Genomic DNA, 15,054 nt, shown 5'->3' on the forward strand with positions numbered 1-15,054 from the left:
TCGTTCGCCAGCGTTTTTGCAATTCCGTTAAGATGACCTCAGCATTGACACTGAATGGAGAGACATGGTCCTCGCACCATCCCAGCGGACCGAAGCGGCGCCACGGCGATTGCGGATTTTGGCACAAATCGTGCTGTCCGTGTACGCCGTGCTGGGCGCCCAGGCCGCCACCGCCCAGACCCAGGGCATCAATTACAACGTGCGCATCGACGCACCCCGCCAGCTCGACGACTTGCTCGAGGACAACCTCGACCTGCTGCGCTGGCGCGGCAACGCACGCGTGGACCTCGAACAACTCCAGCGCCTGGTGCGCGACACGCCCGAGCAGGCCAAGGCCCTGATCGCCACCGAAGGCTATTACTCGCCGCAAGTGTCCGCCGGTCTGGATACGAGCGGCGGCACCCCGGTGGCGCGCGTCATCGTCGAACCCGGCGAGCCGACCCTGGTGAGCGACATCGACCTGGTGCTGCAAGGCTTCGTGCCCTTCGAACAAGGCGGCGCGCCCTACGACGCCGCGGCCCTGCGCAACCGCTGGTCGCTGCCGGTCGGCGCGCGCTTTCGCCAGGCCGACTGGGAAGGCGCCAAGCGCGACCTGCTGCGCGAAGTCGTGCAGTCGCGCTTCCCGCGCGCCCAGCTGGTGGAAACCAGCGCCACCGTCGACCCCGAAACCCGCAAGGCCTCGCTGCGCGTGGTGATGGACAGCGGCCCGGAAATGCGCTTCGGCGAGCTGCGCATCCGCGGCCTGAAGCGCTATCCGTCCACGATCATCACCAACCTGAACAAGATCAGGCCGGGCGACGAATACAGCGAAACGGCGCTCCAGGCGCTGCAATCGCGCCTGCAGGAAACCGGCTACTTCTCGACCGTGGAAGTGAGCGCCGACATGCGCGCCGTGCTCAATGCCGAGATCCAGGAAATGAAGGAAGACGGCGACGACGCCGCTGCGCCGGCGTCGTCGGCTACCGCCCAGGCTGCCGACCCGAACGCCCCCGCCGTCCCCGGCCAGGCCGCCACCGGCGTCAAGCCCCCTGCTCCCGGCCCGACGGTGCTGCCGGTGCTGGTGCGCGTCACCGAAAACAAGCAGAAGAACGTCGAAGTCGGCCTCGGTTTCTCGACCGACACCGGCGCCCGCGCCCAGGTCGGCTACGACGACCTGAACGTGTTCGGCAAGCGCATGAAGAGCGACGTCATCTACGAACAGAAGCGCCAGAGCGCGCGCGCCGATTTCTACTGGCCGACCACGCCCGACGGCTACAACGACAGCGTCGGCGGCGGCGTCGAGCGCGAGGACGTGCGCGGCGAAATCACCACCACCGCCAGCGTGGCCGCCCGCCGCGCCTGGGGCACGCCGGAACTCGAACGCAGCCTGACCCTGGAGGTGCTGGCCGAGAAACGCGAAGTCGCCGGCCTCGACACCACCTATTCGCGCAGCATTCCGCTCACCTACAACGTCACGCGCCGCAAGCTCGACAATTTGCTGCAGCCGACGCGCGGCTATGCGCTGAACTGGCAGGTCGGCGTGGCGCCGCTGCCGCTGCTGACCGATGAAAAATTCATCCGCGGCTACACGCGCGGCGTGTATTACCGCCCGGTCGGCGAAACCGGCACCCTGATCCTGCGCGGCGAAGCCGGCGCCGTCTTCTCGAAGGACAAGGACGGCGTGCCGAGCAGCTTCCTGTTCCGTGCCGGCGGCGACCAGTCGGTGCGCGGCTATGGCTACCAGCAGCTGGGCGTGCAGGAAGGCAACGCCATCGTCGGCGGGCGCTACCTGCTCACCGCCGGCGCCGAGTACCAGTACTGGTTCCGTCCACCCTGGGGCGTGGCCGTGTTCTACGATGCCGGCAATGCCGGCGACAAGTTCAGCGACCTGCATCCGAAGTCGGGCTACGGCGTGGGCGCGCGCTGGCGCAGCCCGGTCGGCCCGATCAACGTCGACGTCGCCTATGGCCACGCCGTCAAAAAGGCGCGCCTGCACTTCTCACTTGGATTTACCTTCTGATGGACAGCGTCGACAACAACTCCACCCCTTCCGCGCAAGCGCAACCGCCGCAGGCGCCCGTGCCCAAGCAGCGCCGCTGGCCGCGCCGCGTCGCCATCGGCCTGGTGGTCACCGGCGTGCTGGTCGGCAGCGCCGCCTGGTACCTGGGCCGCGAGACCACGCTGCAGATGATCGCCGAACGCGCCGCCCGCGCCACCGACGGCAAGCTGACCATGACCGGCATCCGCGGCTCGATCTACGGCGCCATGCACATCGACCGCCTGGTCTGGCGCACCGACGAGCAGCTGGTGATCGCCACGAACATCGACATCGATTGGTCGCCGCGCCAGCTGCTATCGCGCGGCATCGAGATCAGTAAACTCCACGCCGCCGATTTGCGCATGGAAACCCTGCGCGAGTCGGAAGAGCCGACCACCATGCCGGCCACGCTCGAAGCGCCATTCAAGATCGCGCTCGACGATGCGCGCCTGGCGAAAGCCACGTTCGTGAGCAAGGGCGGGAATACCGAAATCTCGAACATCCGCCTGCGCCTGCATGGCGATAAAGTGACATGGCAGCTCAGCGACGCCGTCGCCACGACGCCATGGGGCCAGTTGGCAGCGAACGGCAGCATCGGCGCCCAGCGTCCGTTCAAGCTCGATGCCAACGCCAGCCTGAGCGGCACGCCAACCGGCGGCGCCACCCCGGCGCAGCTGAAACTGCACGCCGGCGGCGACCTGAACCTGACCCAGCTCGACGCATCCGGTTCGGCCGGGCGCGCCGGCGGCCAGGCGCGCATCGCCCTGTCGCCCTTCGCCGAGATCCCGCTGCGCAGCATGGATTTGAACGCGAAGAACATCGACCCCGGTTTCTTCAATCCCGAACTGCCGACCGCCGACCTGAACCTGGTGGTGAAGGCCAGCCTGGACGACAAGCGCAACATCTCCGGCAGCGTCAACCTGGTCAATGATGGCGCGACCGGCACCATCGACCAGCAACGCCTGCCGCTGCGCGCGATGCGCGGCGCACTGGGCGGCAACCTGGATGCGATGAAGATCAGCGACGTGCTGGTCGACCTGGGCGGCGCCGGCAGCTTTACCGGCAGCGGCAGCGTGCAGCGCGGCGAAGATGAAGAGGGCCTCGGCACCGCCAACTTCGCCCTGCACACCGACCGCCTGGATTTGAAGCAGATCCACGGCAGCATGAAGCCGACCAAAATCGCCGGCGACATCGCCGTGGCCAACGCCGGCAACGTGCAGTCGCTGAACCTGAACCTGGTCGACGCCGGCCTACGCCTGGCCGCGCGTGCCAAGCTGGAAAACAACGTCGTCGACATCGAAGAAGCGCGCCTGCTGGCCGGCAAGGGCGTGATCACCGTCACCGGCAACGCCAAGCTGGCCGACGACAAGGCATTCAACGTGAAAGCCAACGCCAGCCGCTTCAACCCGGCCGCGCTGGGCGACTATCCGCAAGCCGACCTGAATGCCGACATCACCGCTGCCGGCGTGCTGGCGCCCGAGTGGAAAGTGAACACCGACTTCGCCCTGCGCCCGAGCCGCCTGTTCGACCAGCCGCTGTCCGGGCGCGGCAAACTCGCCGCCGATGCGAAACACGTGAGCGGCGTGGATGCGACGATCGCCCTCGGCCAGAACAAGGTCGATCTGAACGGCGCCTTTGGCGCCCCCGGCGAAAAACTCAACTGGCGCCTCGATGGCCGCCAGCTCGCCGCCCTGCGCGCCGATTTGTATGGCGCGGTGAACGCCAGCGGCGTCGTCACCGGCACCATGCAGGCGCCGCGCACCACCTTCGAGGTCGATGCGAATGGCCTCGGATGGGTCGCGGCCCAGCGCAAGGCGAACGACGGCAAGCTGCGCGTGAGCGGCGAAGCCTGGCTCGCCGGCAGCGAGGATGCGCGCTTCGTCGAGGTCAAGGCGAACGGCAGCATGAGCCGCTTCAACCCGGCCGCCTTTGGCAGCCCGCTCCCGGGCAGCATCAACGGCAGCTTTGCCGCCAGCGGCCGTTCCGGCGCCGACTGGCGCGGCGCGCTCGATTTGAAGGTGGAAGATTCCACGCTCTCGAAGTCGCCGTTCTGGGGCCATGCGCGCCTGAACGCCGACCGCCGCCACATCTCGAACACCGACGTCGATCTGCACATCGGCCCGAACGTGATCGCGGCCAAAGGCAGCTTCGGCGCCGGGCGCGACCAGCTCGACTGGCGCATCGACGCCGGCCAGCTCGCCGCCCTCGGCCCCGACTTCGGCGGCGCCCTGCGCGGCAACGGCACCCTGACCGGGACCATGGAAACGCCTTCGCTCACTGCCGCGCTGGAAGGCCAGAACCTGAAGTTCGCCGGCACCCACACGGTGCGCTCGCTGCGCGCCAGCGCCAATCTCGGCTCCGGCCGCGGCGGCGCCGACCCGCTGGTGAGCGACATCCAGGTGCTCGACTACGCCAACGGCGACACGCGCATCGCCGCCGCCAGTCTGCAAACGGGCGGCACCCGCGCGTCGCACACCCTGCGCGCGGCCGGCCGCAGCGACGACTTCGACGCTTTAGTTGAAGTGCGTGGCGGCTGGAGCGGGAATGCCTGGAACGGCACCCTGGCCACCCTGCAGAACAAGGGCCGCTATGCGATGACCCTGGCCCAGCCGGTGCCTTTGAAGATCGGCGTGGCACCGGGCGCCGGCGTGGCCGGCCTGGCTTCGCCCGAATCGCTCGCCTTTAACGGCGCCGTGATCAGGCTCCCGACCGGTACCGTCAACATCGCCTCGCTCACCAAGCAGGGTCCGCGCTGGAACAGCCGCGGCGCGGCGGCCGGCGTGCCGCTGAACTACATCGCCCAGTTCTCGCCGGCGCTGCGCGAAAACGTGCAGGGCAATCTGACCCTCGGCGCCGACTGGTCGCTCGATATGCGTGTTGCGAATGGCGGCGCCGCGCCTGCCCTGGCCGGCGGCGTGCACGTGTTCCGCGAAGGCGGCGACGCGATTGTCGGCGCCGACGTGCCGGTGGCCCTGGGCCTGCGCACGCTCGACCTGCGCGCGGACGTCGCCGGCAGCTCGCTGCGCACGCAGGTGGCGCTCGACGGCACCCGTACCGGCAGTGCCCGCGTCGACGGCACCGTGCAGATGCTGGGCGGGCGTGTCGACGCCGACAGCCCGCTGCGCATGACGGCCACGGCCGACATGGCCTCGATCGCCTGGCTGGCCCCGCTTGCCGGCCAGCGCGACCTGGAACTCGACGGCAGCCTGAAGGCCAACCTGACGGCCGGCGGCACCATCGGCACGCCCTCGCTGAACGGCACCGTGAACGGCGACGCCCTTGCCGTGCGCTGGCCGGAACAGGGCGTGCGCCTGCGGAACGGGCAACTGCGGGCGCAATTGGAAGGCGACCGCCTGGTGCTGCAGCGCCTGTATCTGGAAGGCGTGCAGGGCAATGCCACCGCCGACGGCTCGGTGCGCTTCGGTACGGATGGCGCAATGCAGCTGCGCCTGGTGGCGAACAAGCTGGAAGCCCTGTCGCGTCCGGACCGCACGGTGATCGTCTCCGGCGAAGCCAACCTGGTGCGCGACGCCCAGCGCTTTGCGCTGGATGGCCGCTTCAAGGCCGACCGCGCCCTGATCGAATTCGCGCCGCAGGGCCGCCCGACGATTTCCGAAGACGTGATCGTGCTCGGCCGCGGCGCACCGGCAGCGCCGCAGAAGAAGGAAGCGGAGATGCCTTTGAGCATCAACCTGGCTGCGGACCTGGGCGACGACTTCCACCTGCGCGGCCTGGGCATCGACGCCTACCTGGCCGGCAGCGCGCGCGTGCGCATGGTGGGCAATGGCGACCCGCGCGTGAACGGCACCATCCGCGTGGCCAGCGGCCAGTATGCGGCCTATGGCCAGAAGCTGACCATCGACCGCGGCGTGATTACCTTCAATGGCCGCTACGACAACCCATCGCTCGACGTGCTGGCCGTGCGCAAGCAGCCGGAAGGCACGCAGCTGAGCGAAACGAATGTGGAAGCGGGCGTGCAGGTGACCGGCACGGCGCAGGCGCCGGTGGCGAAGCTGGTGTCGACGCCATCGGTGCCGGATTCCGAAAAATTGTCGTGGCTGGTGCTGGGCCACGGCATGGAAGGCACGAGCGGCAACGAGAAGGACGTGCTGAGCGCGGCGGCCGGCGCCCTGTTGGGCGGCAAGGGCGGCACTGGCGGCATCACCTCGAAGCTGGCCAATTCGCTGGGCGTGGACGAACTCGGCGTGGGCCAGGGCCGCAACGGCGACGCCGAGGGCCTGGCGAACACGGTGGTCACGGTCGGCAAGCGGATTTCCTCGCGCGCCTACCTGAGCTTCGAGCAGGGCGCGACCACGGCGTCGAGCCTGGTGCGCCTGCGTTATAAACTGAATCCGCGCTGGACGCTGCAGTTCCAGACGGGGACGAATACGGCGCTCGACGTGCTGTATGCGTGGGCCTTCGATTGAGCGCCTGACAGATCTTGTTGAAGCCTGTCAGACGCTCCGGGTTTTAATGCAGGCTCGGCTTCGGATCGGGGACCGGGTCCTCGTTCTGGGGCGTGTGGACCGGCGTGTGGTGCGGATGCGGTGCGTCGAAGGGTTCTTGCAGCGGCTCTTCGACGGGTACTGGGTCCGGGGCACGGTGCAGGCGCAGCGGCACTGGCAGGGCTGGAATCATGGTCGGGCTCTCCTGGATAATGATGCCATTACCTTAGCATGCGCCGTTTGCGGCCGCCGTCCCGCTGGCGGCGCGCCCCGTTTGCCTCGTTTACAATGCCCGCTTCGACTCAACCGGCAGCCAACTCTTCCACGATGAACATCACCACCCTTGCCCTGCTCGCCCTGACACCCATTCTCGTGTGGCGCATTTATTCGCGCCTGAAAACGCAGATGGCGCGCCAGCGCTCGATCATGTCGCGCCATTACACGGGCATTCTCGTGTTTGGCGCGCTGATCCTGGTGCCGCTGGCGCAGGTCATGGCACGGCCGATGGAACTGGCGGCGCTGGCGGCGGGTACGGCGCTGGGCGTGTTCTGGGGCGTGTTCGCGTTGCGCCGCACGCGTTATGAAGATACGCAGGAGGGCTACTGGTTCACGCCGCCGATGCGGCTCGGGATCGTGATGGCCATGGTGCTGGTGGCGCGTATTTTGTATGTGGTGTTCGAACTGTACACGCTGCAGGGGACGGGGGCGACGGCGACGCGGTTTACCGAGAGTCCGCTGAGCATGTTGTGCGTGGGGCTGACCGGGGGGTACTTCCTGGCGTATTCGGTGGGGTTGCTGGTGTGGCGGCGCAAGTTGCGCAAGGCGATTGATTTGGCGTGATGGATTGGCGGCGCGGCGGTGCTTTTTGGTGCGGCCGCGTGATTGTTGATGTGCGTAGATGTTGTCGTGGGTTCCGTGGTCGCGTCTTCATCACCGCGTGGGCACAAGTGCCCACCCTACAAAACCGGCCGATCCGCCGTTATCATCCGGAACGGCGACCGTAAGGTGGGCACCCCGTGCCCACGCGGAAGCGCGCATACACGCGGCCGCATTCCAGTCGATATGCACGCAAACCGCCAACGTCTCGGAAGCACACCGATAACCCCACCTGGTTTGCACCATGAAAAAGGGGCCCACCGGGCCCCTTCACTCAAGCGGCTTTCGCCTCTTCCTTCCGCCTCTGCAGCACGAAAATCGGCTGCGCCCACTGCGTGTCCTTCTTCTTCTTGCTCGTGATGAGCGTCAGTTCCGAAGGGTCATACACGTCGGTATTGTGCGTCAGCGGCGTGGTCATCAAATACTGCGCATCGGTGTTCTTCAGGAACTCGCCCACCAGCTGGATGTTGCGGATATCCAGGTGCGCAAACGGTTCGTCGATGAAGACAAACCCGCCCGAGCCCTCTTCCGACTTCAGCAGGCCAATCAAGAGCACCAGCGACTTCATCACCTGCTGACCGCCCGAAGCCTCGCCGTCGTTCATGCCGATCTGGTCCTTGCCGTCGAACTTGAAGCGCACGTGCAGGCCGGCCTGCGCCAGCTGCACGTCGTCATTCTCCAGGCGCACCGGGTCGGCCTGGACGTCGATGCCCGCCAGTTCGCCCAGCTCCTTGATGTTCTTCGAGTAGGTCTTGATGGTGTAGCGCAGGCGCTCGATGTAGGCGCCGCGTGCGTTGCCGGTGGCTTCGATGGCGCGGTTATTCTGGTAGCGGCGTTCCTCGGTTTCGCTCTGGCGGCCGGCAAGCTGCTCGTTCAAACGCGCATACTGGTCGATGACGGTCGCATCCAGTTCCCAGTCGTCGCGCGCCAGTGCGTGCTCCAGCGAAGACAAGCGCAAATTCACCTGGTGCGCATTCTGGTGCTGGGCCACGAGGGCAGCACGGCGCGCCGGATTCTTCCAGTTGGCCGGAACCGTGCGCCATTCGCGGCGCATGCCCAGCAAGGCCTTGGCATGCTCGGCGCGCTGCTCGATCTGGCGGCGGTGGTTCAGGCGCAGGCCCGCTTCCGCTTCCGACAAGGCCATGCGCGCGTTCTGCCACACGGTGTCGGCGCGGGTGCGCGCCACGGTCGCGTTCTTGGTCAGGGTCTGCAGCTCGCCCAGGCGTGCGCCGACCTCCAGGCGCTCGGCCTTCAGCGGCGCGATCGAACGCGTGGCTTCCTCGAACTCGGCCTGGCGTGCCGCCAGTTCCTTGGCCGCGTCGACACCGGCGATGCGCGCCTTCAGGCCGCCCACTTCGGCGGCGAGTTTGCTGATCGTGAGCGTCAGCGCATCTTCCTTCGCTTCCAGCGCCGGGAGCGACTTCTGGATCGCTTCCAGGCGCTGGGTCTTTCCGGCCGCGCCGAAACGGTAGCGCGACGGCTCGACGTACAGCGAGCGGCCGCCGCGGCGTTCGCGGTGGTAGGCGTCCGGCGTGATCCACTCATCCGAGCCGGATTTGAAGCCGGCATCAACCGAATCCACGCGGTCGATGCGCGCCAGCTGGTCGATCAGCCACGACGGCGCGGCAGCCGAGAAGTTCACCACCGACAGCAGGCTGTCGTCCTTCATCTTCGGCGCCTCGACGCAGTCCGGCACGATGAAGTGGCGATAGCGTTCTTTTTCAGCCAGGCGGTAGGCCGCCGGCGCATCCTTGGCGCGTTCGAGCAGCACCACCGACGCATAACCGCCGAGCACACCTTCCACCGCGCCCTGCCACTTCGGATCCGTCACTTCGACGATGTCCGACAGCATGGCGTGCGGAATACCCTCGTCGCGCAGGGCGCGGCGCATCTGGCGCTGGGCTTCCGGCTCCGGCATCGCGCTCTTGCCCTGCAGGGCCGAGATGGTCTGCATCTCGACCGCGATCTTGCTCGATACCGCTTCGCGCGCGGCGCGCTGGCGCGCCAGCTCGGCTTCCTTTTCTTCCAGCTGGGAGGCCACTTCCGCCATGTCGGCGCCCGCTTCCGCCGACAGCTTCTGCAGGCGTTCCTTCTGCTCCAGCAGGTTTTCGAGGGGCTTGAGCTTCTGGTTGATCGCAGTCAGGCGCGACGCCAGGGCCGTGCCTTCCTGCTCGAGCTGGGTTTCCTGGGCCTGCGAGTCGGTCAGCGCGCGCTGCTGGGCCGCCAGCGCCTGGCGCTTCTCGGCCAGCTGGCTGTCGGCCTGCAGCATGGGTTTGCGCTGCTCGCGCAGGTGGCGGCTCATGGCGGCCGCCTTTTCGCGCGCCTCGTGGTATTCCAGGCTAGGCAGCACTTCTTCGCGCAGGGCGCTCTTTTCCTTGTTCAGGTCTTCCCACTGGTGGTAGTTGGCCACGCGCAGGCGCAGGCCTTCGAGGTTGATGCGCGAGGTTTCCAGCTCGGCCTCGAAGCGCTTGAGTTCCGTCTCGGTGTCGCGCTGGTGGCGCTTGGCTTCGTCGTAGGCGTCCAGCACTTCCTTGTCGCCGAAGACCTGGAACACCAGGTCCAGCAGCTGGCGCGGCGCGTATTCGCACAGTTTATCCGTCTCGCCCTGCTCCAGGGCCAGCACCTTCGACATCGCCGGCGACAGCCCAGCGGAAGCCAAACGCTTGCGGTAGTTCTCGACACCCAGCCAGTCGGAGGCTTCGGTGACTTCCTCGATCTGCACGTTCCCCGGGCGCATCAGGTACTGGCGCTTCCAGTCGCCGCCGTTCTTCTGCACCTGGCAGAACAGCGTCACTTCGTCGTCGGCGAAGAAGCCCGAATGGCGGAAGGGACGGTTCGACAGCTGGCGCCCGACCGGCTTGTTGTCGACCACGGCGCGCAGCCAGGCGCTTTGCTGGCCCGAGTGGCGCGCATAGTGCTTATACGTGCGGCCCATCGAGCAGTCCAGCCCGAACAGGGTGCGCAGCGCGTCGAGCAGCGTGGTCTTGCCGGAGCCGTTCTGGCCGGCGATGGTGATGATCTTGGCGTCGAGCGGGATGTTCTTGATGCGCTGCCAGTAATCCCAGTGGACCAGCTCAAGTGATTTGATGTGGAACATGGTGTCTCAGTTCGGGGTATCTAGGGATTCGGCGTCGAGGTCGGCGTCGTTCGCTGCGTCGGCGGCCTTGCGCGGCACCACGGCCAGCGGCGCGCGCTTGAACACGTCCGACAGGGCGCCGTTGATGATGCGTTCCTTCAGCAGGTCGGTGTCCATCATCAGGTCGAGCAGCGGGCCTTCCAGGATCACGTCGCCGCGGCGCTCGATGAAGCCGAGTTTCGACAGCACGCCCAAGTTCATGTCCATGCGCGTCTTCTTGCCCAGCTTGTCGCCGAAGTCCGACAGCAGTGCCGTGTAGGAGATGCCGATCGAGGCGTCTTCGGCGCGCGGGATCGGCGCGTCCTTGTCGAACATGTCGCTCTGGTCGTCGGCAAAGGCCGTGTGGGTTTCCTGGCGCTCGCGCTTGGGCAGGATGATCTGCGCCCACAACACCACCAGCAGCGCCACGCCGTCGCGCGTCAGGCCGAAGTTATTGTTCTGCCAGATGTCCTTGGCGCCGAAGATCTTCGGCTCGACGTTGCGGTGCAGCGCGATCGTCACATGGTCGGCATACACGTTGTCGAGCAATTTGAGGCCCGACTCCAGCAGGCGCTTGTCGACTTCGCCGCGGAACTGCTCGTCCGACAGCGCGCGCTTGACCATCTTGTCGTCGCGGCGCAGGGTCTGGTGCGTGAGCAGGCGGGCAATCAGGATTTGTGCATCGTCATTCATTCGGCGTGCCGCTTTCGAGATCTAGTGAGAGGGTTGCAAAGGACATGGCGGCCACTTCCGGGTCGTCGAGCGCCACCATTTCGTCGCGCGCTTCGAATTTGATCGGCAGGCGCGCCAGTTCGGCGGTGGCGCCCTGCAGGCTGGCCTCGGCGGCATCGCCCAAGAGCGGCAGCAAGGAAGCGCGGTAGGACGCCACGGCGAACGATGCCGGCAGCAAGGACTCGTGCAGCTCGACCTTCTTCGGGCCGACGTCCGAGAATTCGGGGAAGTTGCCGAGGTTTGCGAAGTCGGCCAGCTTGTTGATCCAGTCGTCGAGTTCGGCCTGCATGGCCGGGTTGTCGTCGATGGTCAGCGGCGCATCCTGGCCGCTCGGCAGGCCTTTCTGCCCCACGACCACGGCACGCTCGGCCAGCAGTTCGGTCTCGGCGACGTCGATCATCTCGGCCGGCGTGCCGAACAGCGGCACCACCGGGCGGTCGATCGCGCCTTCGGCCAGGCTGGCCAAATCGTCGTGGGCCAGCAGCCAGCGCTTGACGTCGGTGGTCGAGAGACCCGACTGGCCCAGGTGCACGCGCTGGCGTTCGATCTGGTTCAGGGCGCGCGAGAACATGCCTTGCATGTTGAGCAAGGCACTTTGCGCGCGGCCGATCGCCTGCGCCGCTTTATGGGTGGCCGAATCGGCGCGCTCGTCGGAGGTAATCGCGCGCAGGATCACGGAGCCCTTCTCGACCCAGTCGCAGGCCATGTGCCACTTCGCCTGCGAGTTGCGCAGCTTGAATTCGGAACCGGAGGCGATGGCGTCGCGGAATTCCTCGGTCAGTTCGACCAGGCGGCCCAACAGGTGCTTGAGCTGTTCGACGGTCACGCCGCCCACTGCCTGGGCGCCGGCCACCTGGGACAGCAGGAAGCCCATCTCGGCTTCGTCGTCCTCGGGTTTGCCCAGCGCCAGCAGGGTGTCGAGCGCGGACAGCACGTTACGCGCCAGTGGCGTGATGCGATAGACGGCGCTCGGCGCGTCCCAGGCCAGCAGGCCGTGGGTACGCAGGCGGTTCAGCACCGTTTCCAGGCTTTCCGGGATCAGGTAGGCCAGCTTCTGGTTGATGTCGGCGCGCGAGAAGGCCGAGCTGGCGGTGTCGGCGGCCAGTTCGCGCAGCACCAGCAGGCGCACCAGCACGCCGTCCTGGCTGCCGTGGAACAGCGCCGAAAAGGCCGACAGCATGGGCTGGGCCTTCTTGAGGTGGAAAACCTGCTCGATTTCGTCCGGCGCGATGCCGTTCTGGAAATGCACCTGGAGTGGGTCCAGCTCGTCCTGTGCAATGCCATGGGGTTCCGCGGCGAGGGCCGCCTGTGTGTCGATCATCTTGGGATACCAGTCTGCATGCGGACCGCACTGCCTGAGCAGGCAAGCCGATGTGTCCGCGGGGGGCGCCAGTATAACAGTTCAGCTAGCTTAATCGGCAGCAATATTCCCCGGCGGCTGGTGTGGTTTTGCACAAATGACACAAAAATCCGGCACCCCGTACGGCTTGCATGAACTATAAGAAATGCTTCTGAAAGGGGATTTCTTATGAGTTAAACATATATATGCATGCCGGTTTGACAGGCAAACGGCAGAGGTTGAATCTAAGCACGACCGCGGGAGCCTGAGCCCCTTCCCGGTCCCCAGCCGCTGCGACGCAACGGCGCAGCTTCACACCAATAACACCGTTGCATCATGATGAGGAGAGAGGATGAACAAGAAAATCGCCACCCTGTTGTTTGCCATCGGCTTCGGCGCCGCGGCCGCACCGGCCTTTGCCAGCTGCGAGTTCTACTGCGCGTCCGACTATCGCGCCTGCGTCGCGGGCGGTACCCCGGCAGCGGAATGCGCCGCGGAACGCACGGCTTGCCTGCGCGACATGTGCGGCTACGATTACTGATCGGCTAGCTGACAAGACACGAGCCGGCATCCTTGCGACGCCGGCTTTTTTATTTGCGCGTGATGCTCTTGACCGTCTGGTCGATGGTGTCGCGCTCGTCCTCGAAGCGGATCTTCACCGGATACCATTCCTGGCCCGGCGCCAGCCAGACTTCGACGCTGTCGCCGCGGCTGTCGCGCGGCTCGCGCTTGACGTGGATGGTGTCGAGTTCGCCCATGCCGGTGCGGATCTTTTCCTGCTTGATCACCTTGAAGGTCCAGGGTTCGGCATCGCGCCGCCCGGCCACGATGAAGGTCCATTCGCTGCCCGGCTTGAACTTCGCTTCGCCGGCCGCGCGCGCCACCGAGGCCAGCTGCCAGGTGACGGAAGCACGGTCCTGCTCGCCGCCCTTCATGACATAAGGCAGCTTGGCCCCGCTGAAGCTGATCACATTCTCGTCGCGCACGAAGGTGGTCGTCGTCGCATCCTTGCGGTAGCGCTTTTCGGTAAAGGTGTCCGGCGCCAGGCCATAGGCGTCGACCGCACCCTGGCTGCGGTATTCGTTCAGCTTGCCGAGCAGCTGCACGCGCGCTTCGACGTTCACATCGTACTTGCCGTCGCCGGCGCGCCAGGTGATCAGGGCGTCGCCCTTCAGGCCGATGCTTTTCTGCTGGGCGTTCAGGTCGTAGGCCAGGTCGGCCGAGGGCGGCAATTCGACTGCGCGCTTGACCGGGGCGGCAGGCGCGGCCATGGCTGTCGAGACGCCCAGCGCCAGCAGGCCCGCCAGCGCGGAGCACTTGAATAGGTTGCTTCTCATTATTACTTTCCTGTATCGCTTAAAGCTATATTATTCACCGTTTGCGTGGTCACTGCACCGTTGGCCTCCGTATTGCGAATCCGCACCGGATACCAGCCATGCGCCGGCGCCAGCCAGACGTCCAGGCGCGAGCGGTAGGAACCCTCTTTCGGCGGACGCGACAGATGCCAGGTTTGCAACTTGCCGAGCTTGGTGTCGATTTCTTCCTGCCCGACCACGACGAAGCGGAACACGGCGGCGTCGCGGTCTTCGCCGACCAGCATGTCTATGTTGCCGCTCAATTGTGCGACATCCCCGCGCGCGATGGCGGCCAGTTGCAATGGGACACTGGCCTTGTCCTGGGCGCCGGCCGCCAGCGGGAAACTTTTCTGCGAAGCCGAGAAGCTGATCTTGTTGCCGCCCCAGTCGAAGTGGGTGGCGGTGAGCGCCCGGCCGCGGCGTTTTTCCGTCATCTTGATCGGTGCGAAACCGGTCGCGGCCACGGCGCCGTCGCTGGTCAGCACCGCCAGGTTCACGCGCGTGAACACGACCCGGATGCCGGCCTCGAAATTGATGTGATAAGTGTCGTCGCGGTAAGTCCAGTCGAGCTGGGCCTCGCCGCTCCACTGGGTACCGTCCTTGTCGGTACGCGCCACGTCCATCGTCATTTTCGCCGGCGGCGGCATGTCGACCTTGTAGCGGCGCGGTTCCGGCTGGGGTTCGGGAAGCGGCGCGGGTTCGGGCACGGGTTCGGATTCGGGCGCGGGCGTTGCGGCCAGCGCGGGCGCCGCTTCGCCTGCGGCCGGCATGCCTTCCCCCGCGCCGCCCGTGCCCGGCGCGACCGGCGGACCGATGGCGTCGTCGGCCAGCACCGGGCCGGGCTCAGGCAGCGGCGTGGGCGGCAGTTCGGGCAGGGGCGGCGGCGGCAGCGGTGCCGGCTGGGGCAGCGGCGCGGCGTCGGGCGGGGGCGGCGCAGCCGGTTCCGGCAGCAGCCGCGTCTGCACCATGTCCATTGCCGGCGGCACGATCGTGCGCGGCAGGCCCACATGGCCGCCCATCCAGGCAAACAGCAGCGCGTGCAGCAGCACGATCAGCGTGCCCAACACCAGCGCGCGGCGCCGTCCGGCGATATAGGAAACGATACCCATGCACCATAGTGTACCCGGCCACGTGCACGCCTGCTGTCCAGCAGCTTGCGCCAGCCTTTGAACCCG

Annotated in this window: 10 protein-coding genes; 4 read left to right on the forward strand and 6 right to left on the reverse strand. The window is 66.7% G+C overall.

Annotated features, from left to right (window positions below; translation table 11 throughout):
* Window positions 1-64 precede the first annotated feature (64 nt).
* Window positions 65-1,999, forward strand: coding sequence for an autotransporter assembly complex protein TamA (locus ACWYRN_RS05530; protein ID WP_488691511.1), 1,935 nt, complete (start codon window positions 65-67; stop codon window positions 1,997-1,999).
* A complete protein-coding gene (locus ACWYRN_RS05535) occupies window positions 1,999-6,444 on the forward strand; it encodes a translocation/assembly module TamB domain-containing protein (RefSeq protein WP_488691512.1) in 4,446 nt (1,481 codons plus the stop codon). The genes ACWYRN_RS05530 and ACWYRN_RS05535 overlap by 1 nt, the downstream gene beginning before the upstream one ends.
* 43 nt (window positions 6,445-6,487) lie before the next feature.
* Here ACWYRN_RS05535 and ACWYRN_RS05540 read toward each other — a convergent pair whose 3' ends face one another.
* Entirely contained in the window at window positions 6,488-6,655 is a 168-nt protein-coding gene (locus ACWYRN_RS05540; protein WP_229437596.1) for a hypothetical protein, read from the reverse strand.
* A gap of 134 nt (window positions 6,656-6,789) precedes the next feature.
* On the opposite strand from ACWYRN_RS05540, the gene ACWYRN_RS05545 reads away from it, so the two are divergent.
* On the forward strand, window positions 6,790-7,302 hold the full coding sequence (locus ACWYRN_RS05545) for a CcdC protein domain-containing protein (RefSeq protein WP_488691513.1): 513 nt from the start codon (window positions 6,790-6,792) through the stop codon (window positions 7,300-7,302).
* 310 nt (window positions 7,303-7,612) lie between these two features.
* On the opposite strand, the gene ACWYRN_RS05550 is transcribed toward ACWYRN_RS05545, so the two are convergent.
* From ACWYRN_RS05550 to ACWYRN_RS05560, 3 genes are read right to left on the reverse strand one after another with little or no spacing between them, the layout of a single operon-like run.
* Window positions 7,613-10,435 carry an ATP-binding protein gene (locus ACWYRN_RS05550; RefSeq protein WP_488691514.1) on the reverse strand — a complete coding sequence of 941 codons (2,823 nt, stop codon included), beginning with the start codon at window positions 10,433-10,435 and terminating at the stop codon, window positions 7,613-7,615.
* A 6-nt stretch (window positions 10,436-10,441) separates the two neighbouring features.
* Entirely contained in the window at window positions 10,442-11,146 is a 705-nt protein-coding gene (locus ACWYRN_RS05555) for a hypothetical protein (protein WP_488691515.1), read from the reverse strand.
* On the reverse strand, window positions 11,139-12,506 hold the full coding sequence (locus ACWYRN_RS05560) for a hypothetical protein (RefSeq protein WP_488691516.1): 1,368 nt from the start codon (window positions 12,504-12,506) through the stop codon (window positions 11,139-11,141). Before ACWYRN_RS05560 ends, ACWYRN_RS05555 begins: the two co-directional genes overlap by 8 nt.
* Window positions 12,507-12,876: 370 nt before the next feature.
* Between ACWYRN_RS05560 and ACWYRN_RS05565 the strand changes: the two genes are divergently transcribed.
* Window positions 12,877-13,065, forward strand: coding sequence for a hypothetical protein (locus tag ACWYRN_RS05565; protein WP_488691517.1), 189 nt, complete (start codon window positions 12,877-12,879; stop codon window positions 13,063-13,065).
* Window positions 13,066-13,114: 49 nt separating this feature from the next.
* On the opposite strand, the gene ACWYRN_RS05570 is transcribed toward ACWYRN_RS05565, so the two are convergent.
* Together ACWYRN_RS05570 and ACWYRN_RS05575 are read right to left on the reverse strand one after the other, a co-directional pair.
* Window positions 13,115-13,861 (reverse strand): DUF3108 domain-containing protein, encoded by a 747-nt coding sequence (locus ACWYRN_RS05570; protein ID WP_488691518.1) that lies wholly within the window; start codon window positions 13,859-13,861, stop codon window positions 13,115-13,117.
* A gap of 2 nt (window positions 13,862-13,863) precedes the next feature.
* Entirely contained in the window at window positions 13,864-14,988 is a 1,125-nt protein-coding gene (locus ACWYRN_RS05575) for a DUF3108 domain-containing protein (RefSeq protein ID WP_488691519.1), read from the reverse strand.
* Window positions 14,989-15,054: the final 66 nt, after the last annotated feature.

It is taken from the genome of Massilia sp. BAP21 (assembly GCF_057801335.1).

Coding starts and splice junctions, on each gene's coding strand:
- ACWYRN_RS05555 (WP_488691515.1), bottom strand. CDS start 11,146: ATGAATGACGATGCACAAATCCTGATTGCCCGCCTGCTCACGCACCAG.
- ACWYRN_RS05530 (WP_488691511.1), top strand. CDS start 65: ATGGTCCTCGCACCATCCCAGCGGACCGAAGCGGCGCCACGGCGATTG.
- ACWYRN_RS05550 (WP_488691514.1), bottom strand. CDS start 10,435: ATGTTCCACATCAAATCACTTGAGCTGGTCCACTGGGATTACTGGCAG.
- ACWYRN_RS05545 (WP_488691513.1), top strand. CDS start 6,790: ATGAACATCACCACCCTTGCCCTGCTCGCCCTGACACCCATTCTCGTG.
- ACWYRN_RS05540 (WP_229437596.1), bottom strand. CDS start 6,655: ATGATTCCAGCCCTGCCAGTGCCGCTGCGCCTGCACCGTGCCCCGGAC.
- ACWYRN_RS05575 (WP_488691519.1), bottom strand. CDS start 14,988: ATGGGTATCGTTTCCTATATCGCCGGACGGCGCCGCGCGCTGGTGTTG.
- ACWYRN_RS05535 (WP_488691512.1), top strand. CDS start 1,999: ATGGACAGCGTCGACAACAACTCCACCCCTTCCGCGCAAGCGCAACCG.
- ACWYRN_RS05570 (WP_488691518.1), bottom strand. CDS start 13,861: ATGAGAAGCAACCTATTCAAGTGCTCCGCGCTGGCGGGCCTGCTGGCG.
- ACWYRN_RS05565 (WP_488691517.1), top strand. CDS start 12,877: ATGAACAAGAAAATCGCCACCCTGTTGTTTGCCATCGGCTTCGGCGCC.
- ACWYRN_RS05560 (WP_488691516.1), bottom strand. CDS start 12,506: ATGATCGACACACAGGCGGCCCTCGCCGCGGAACCCCATGGCATTGCA.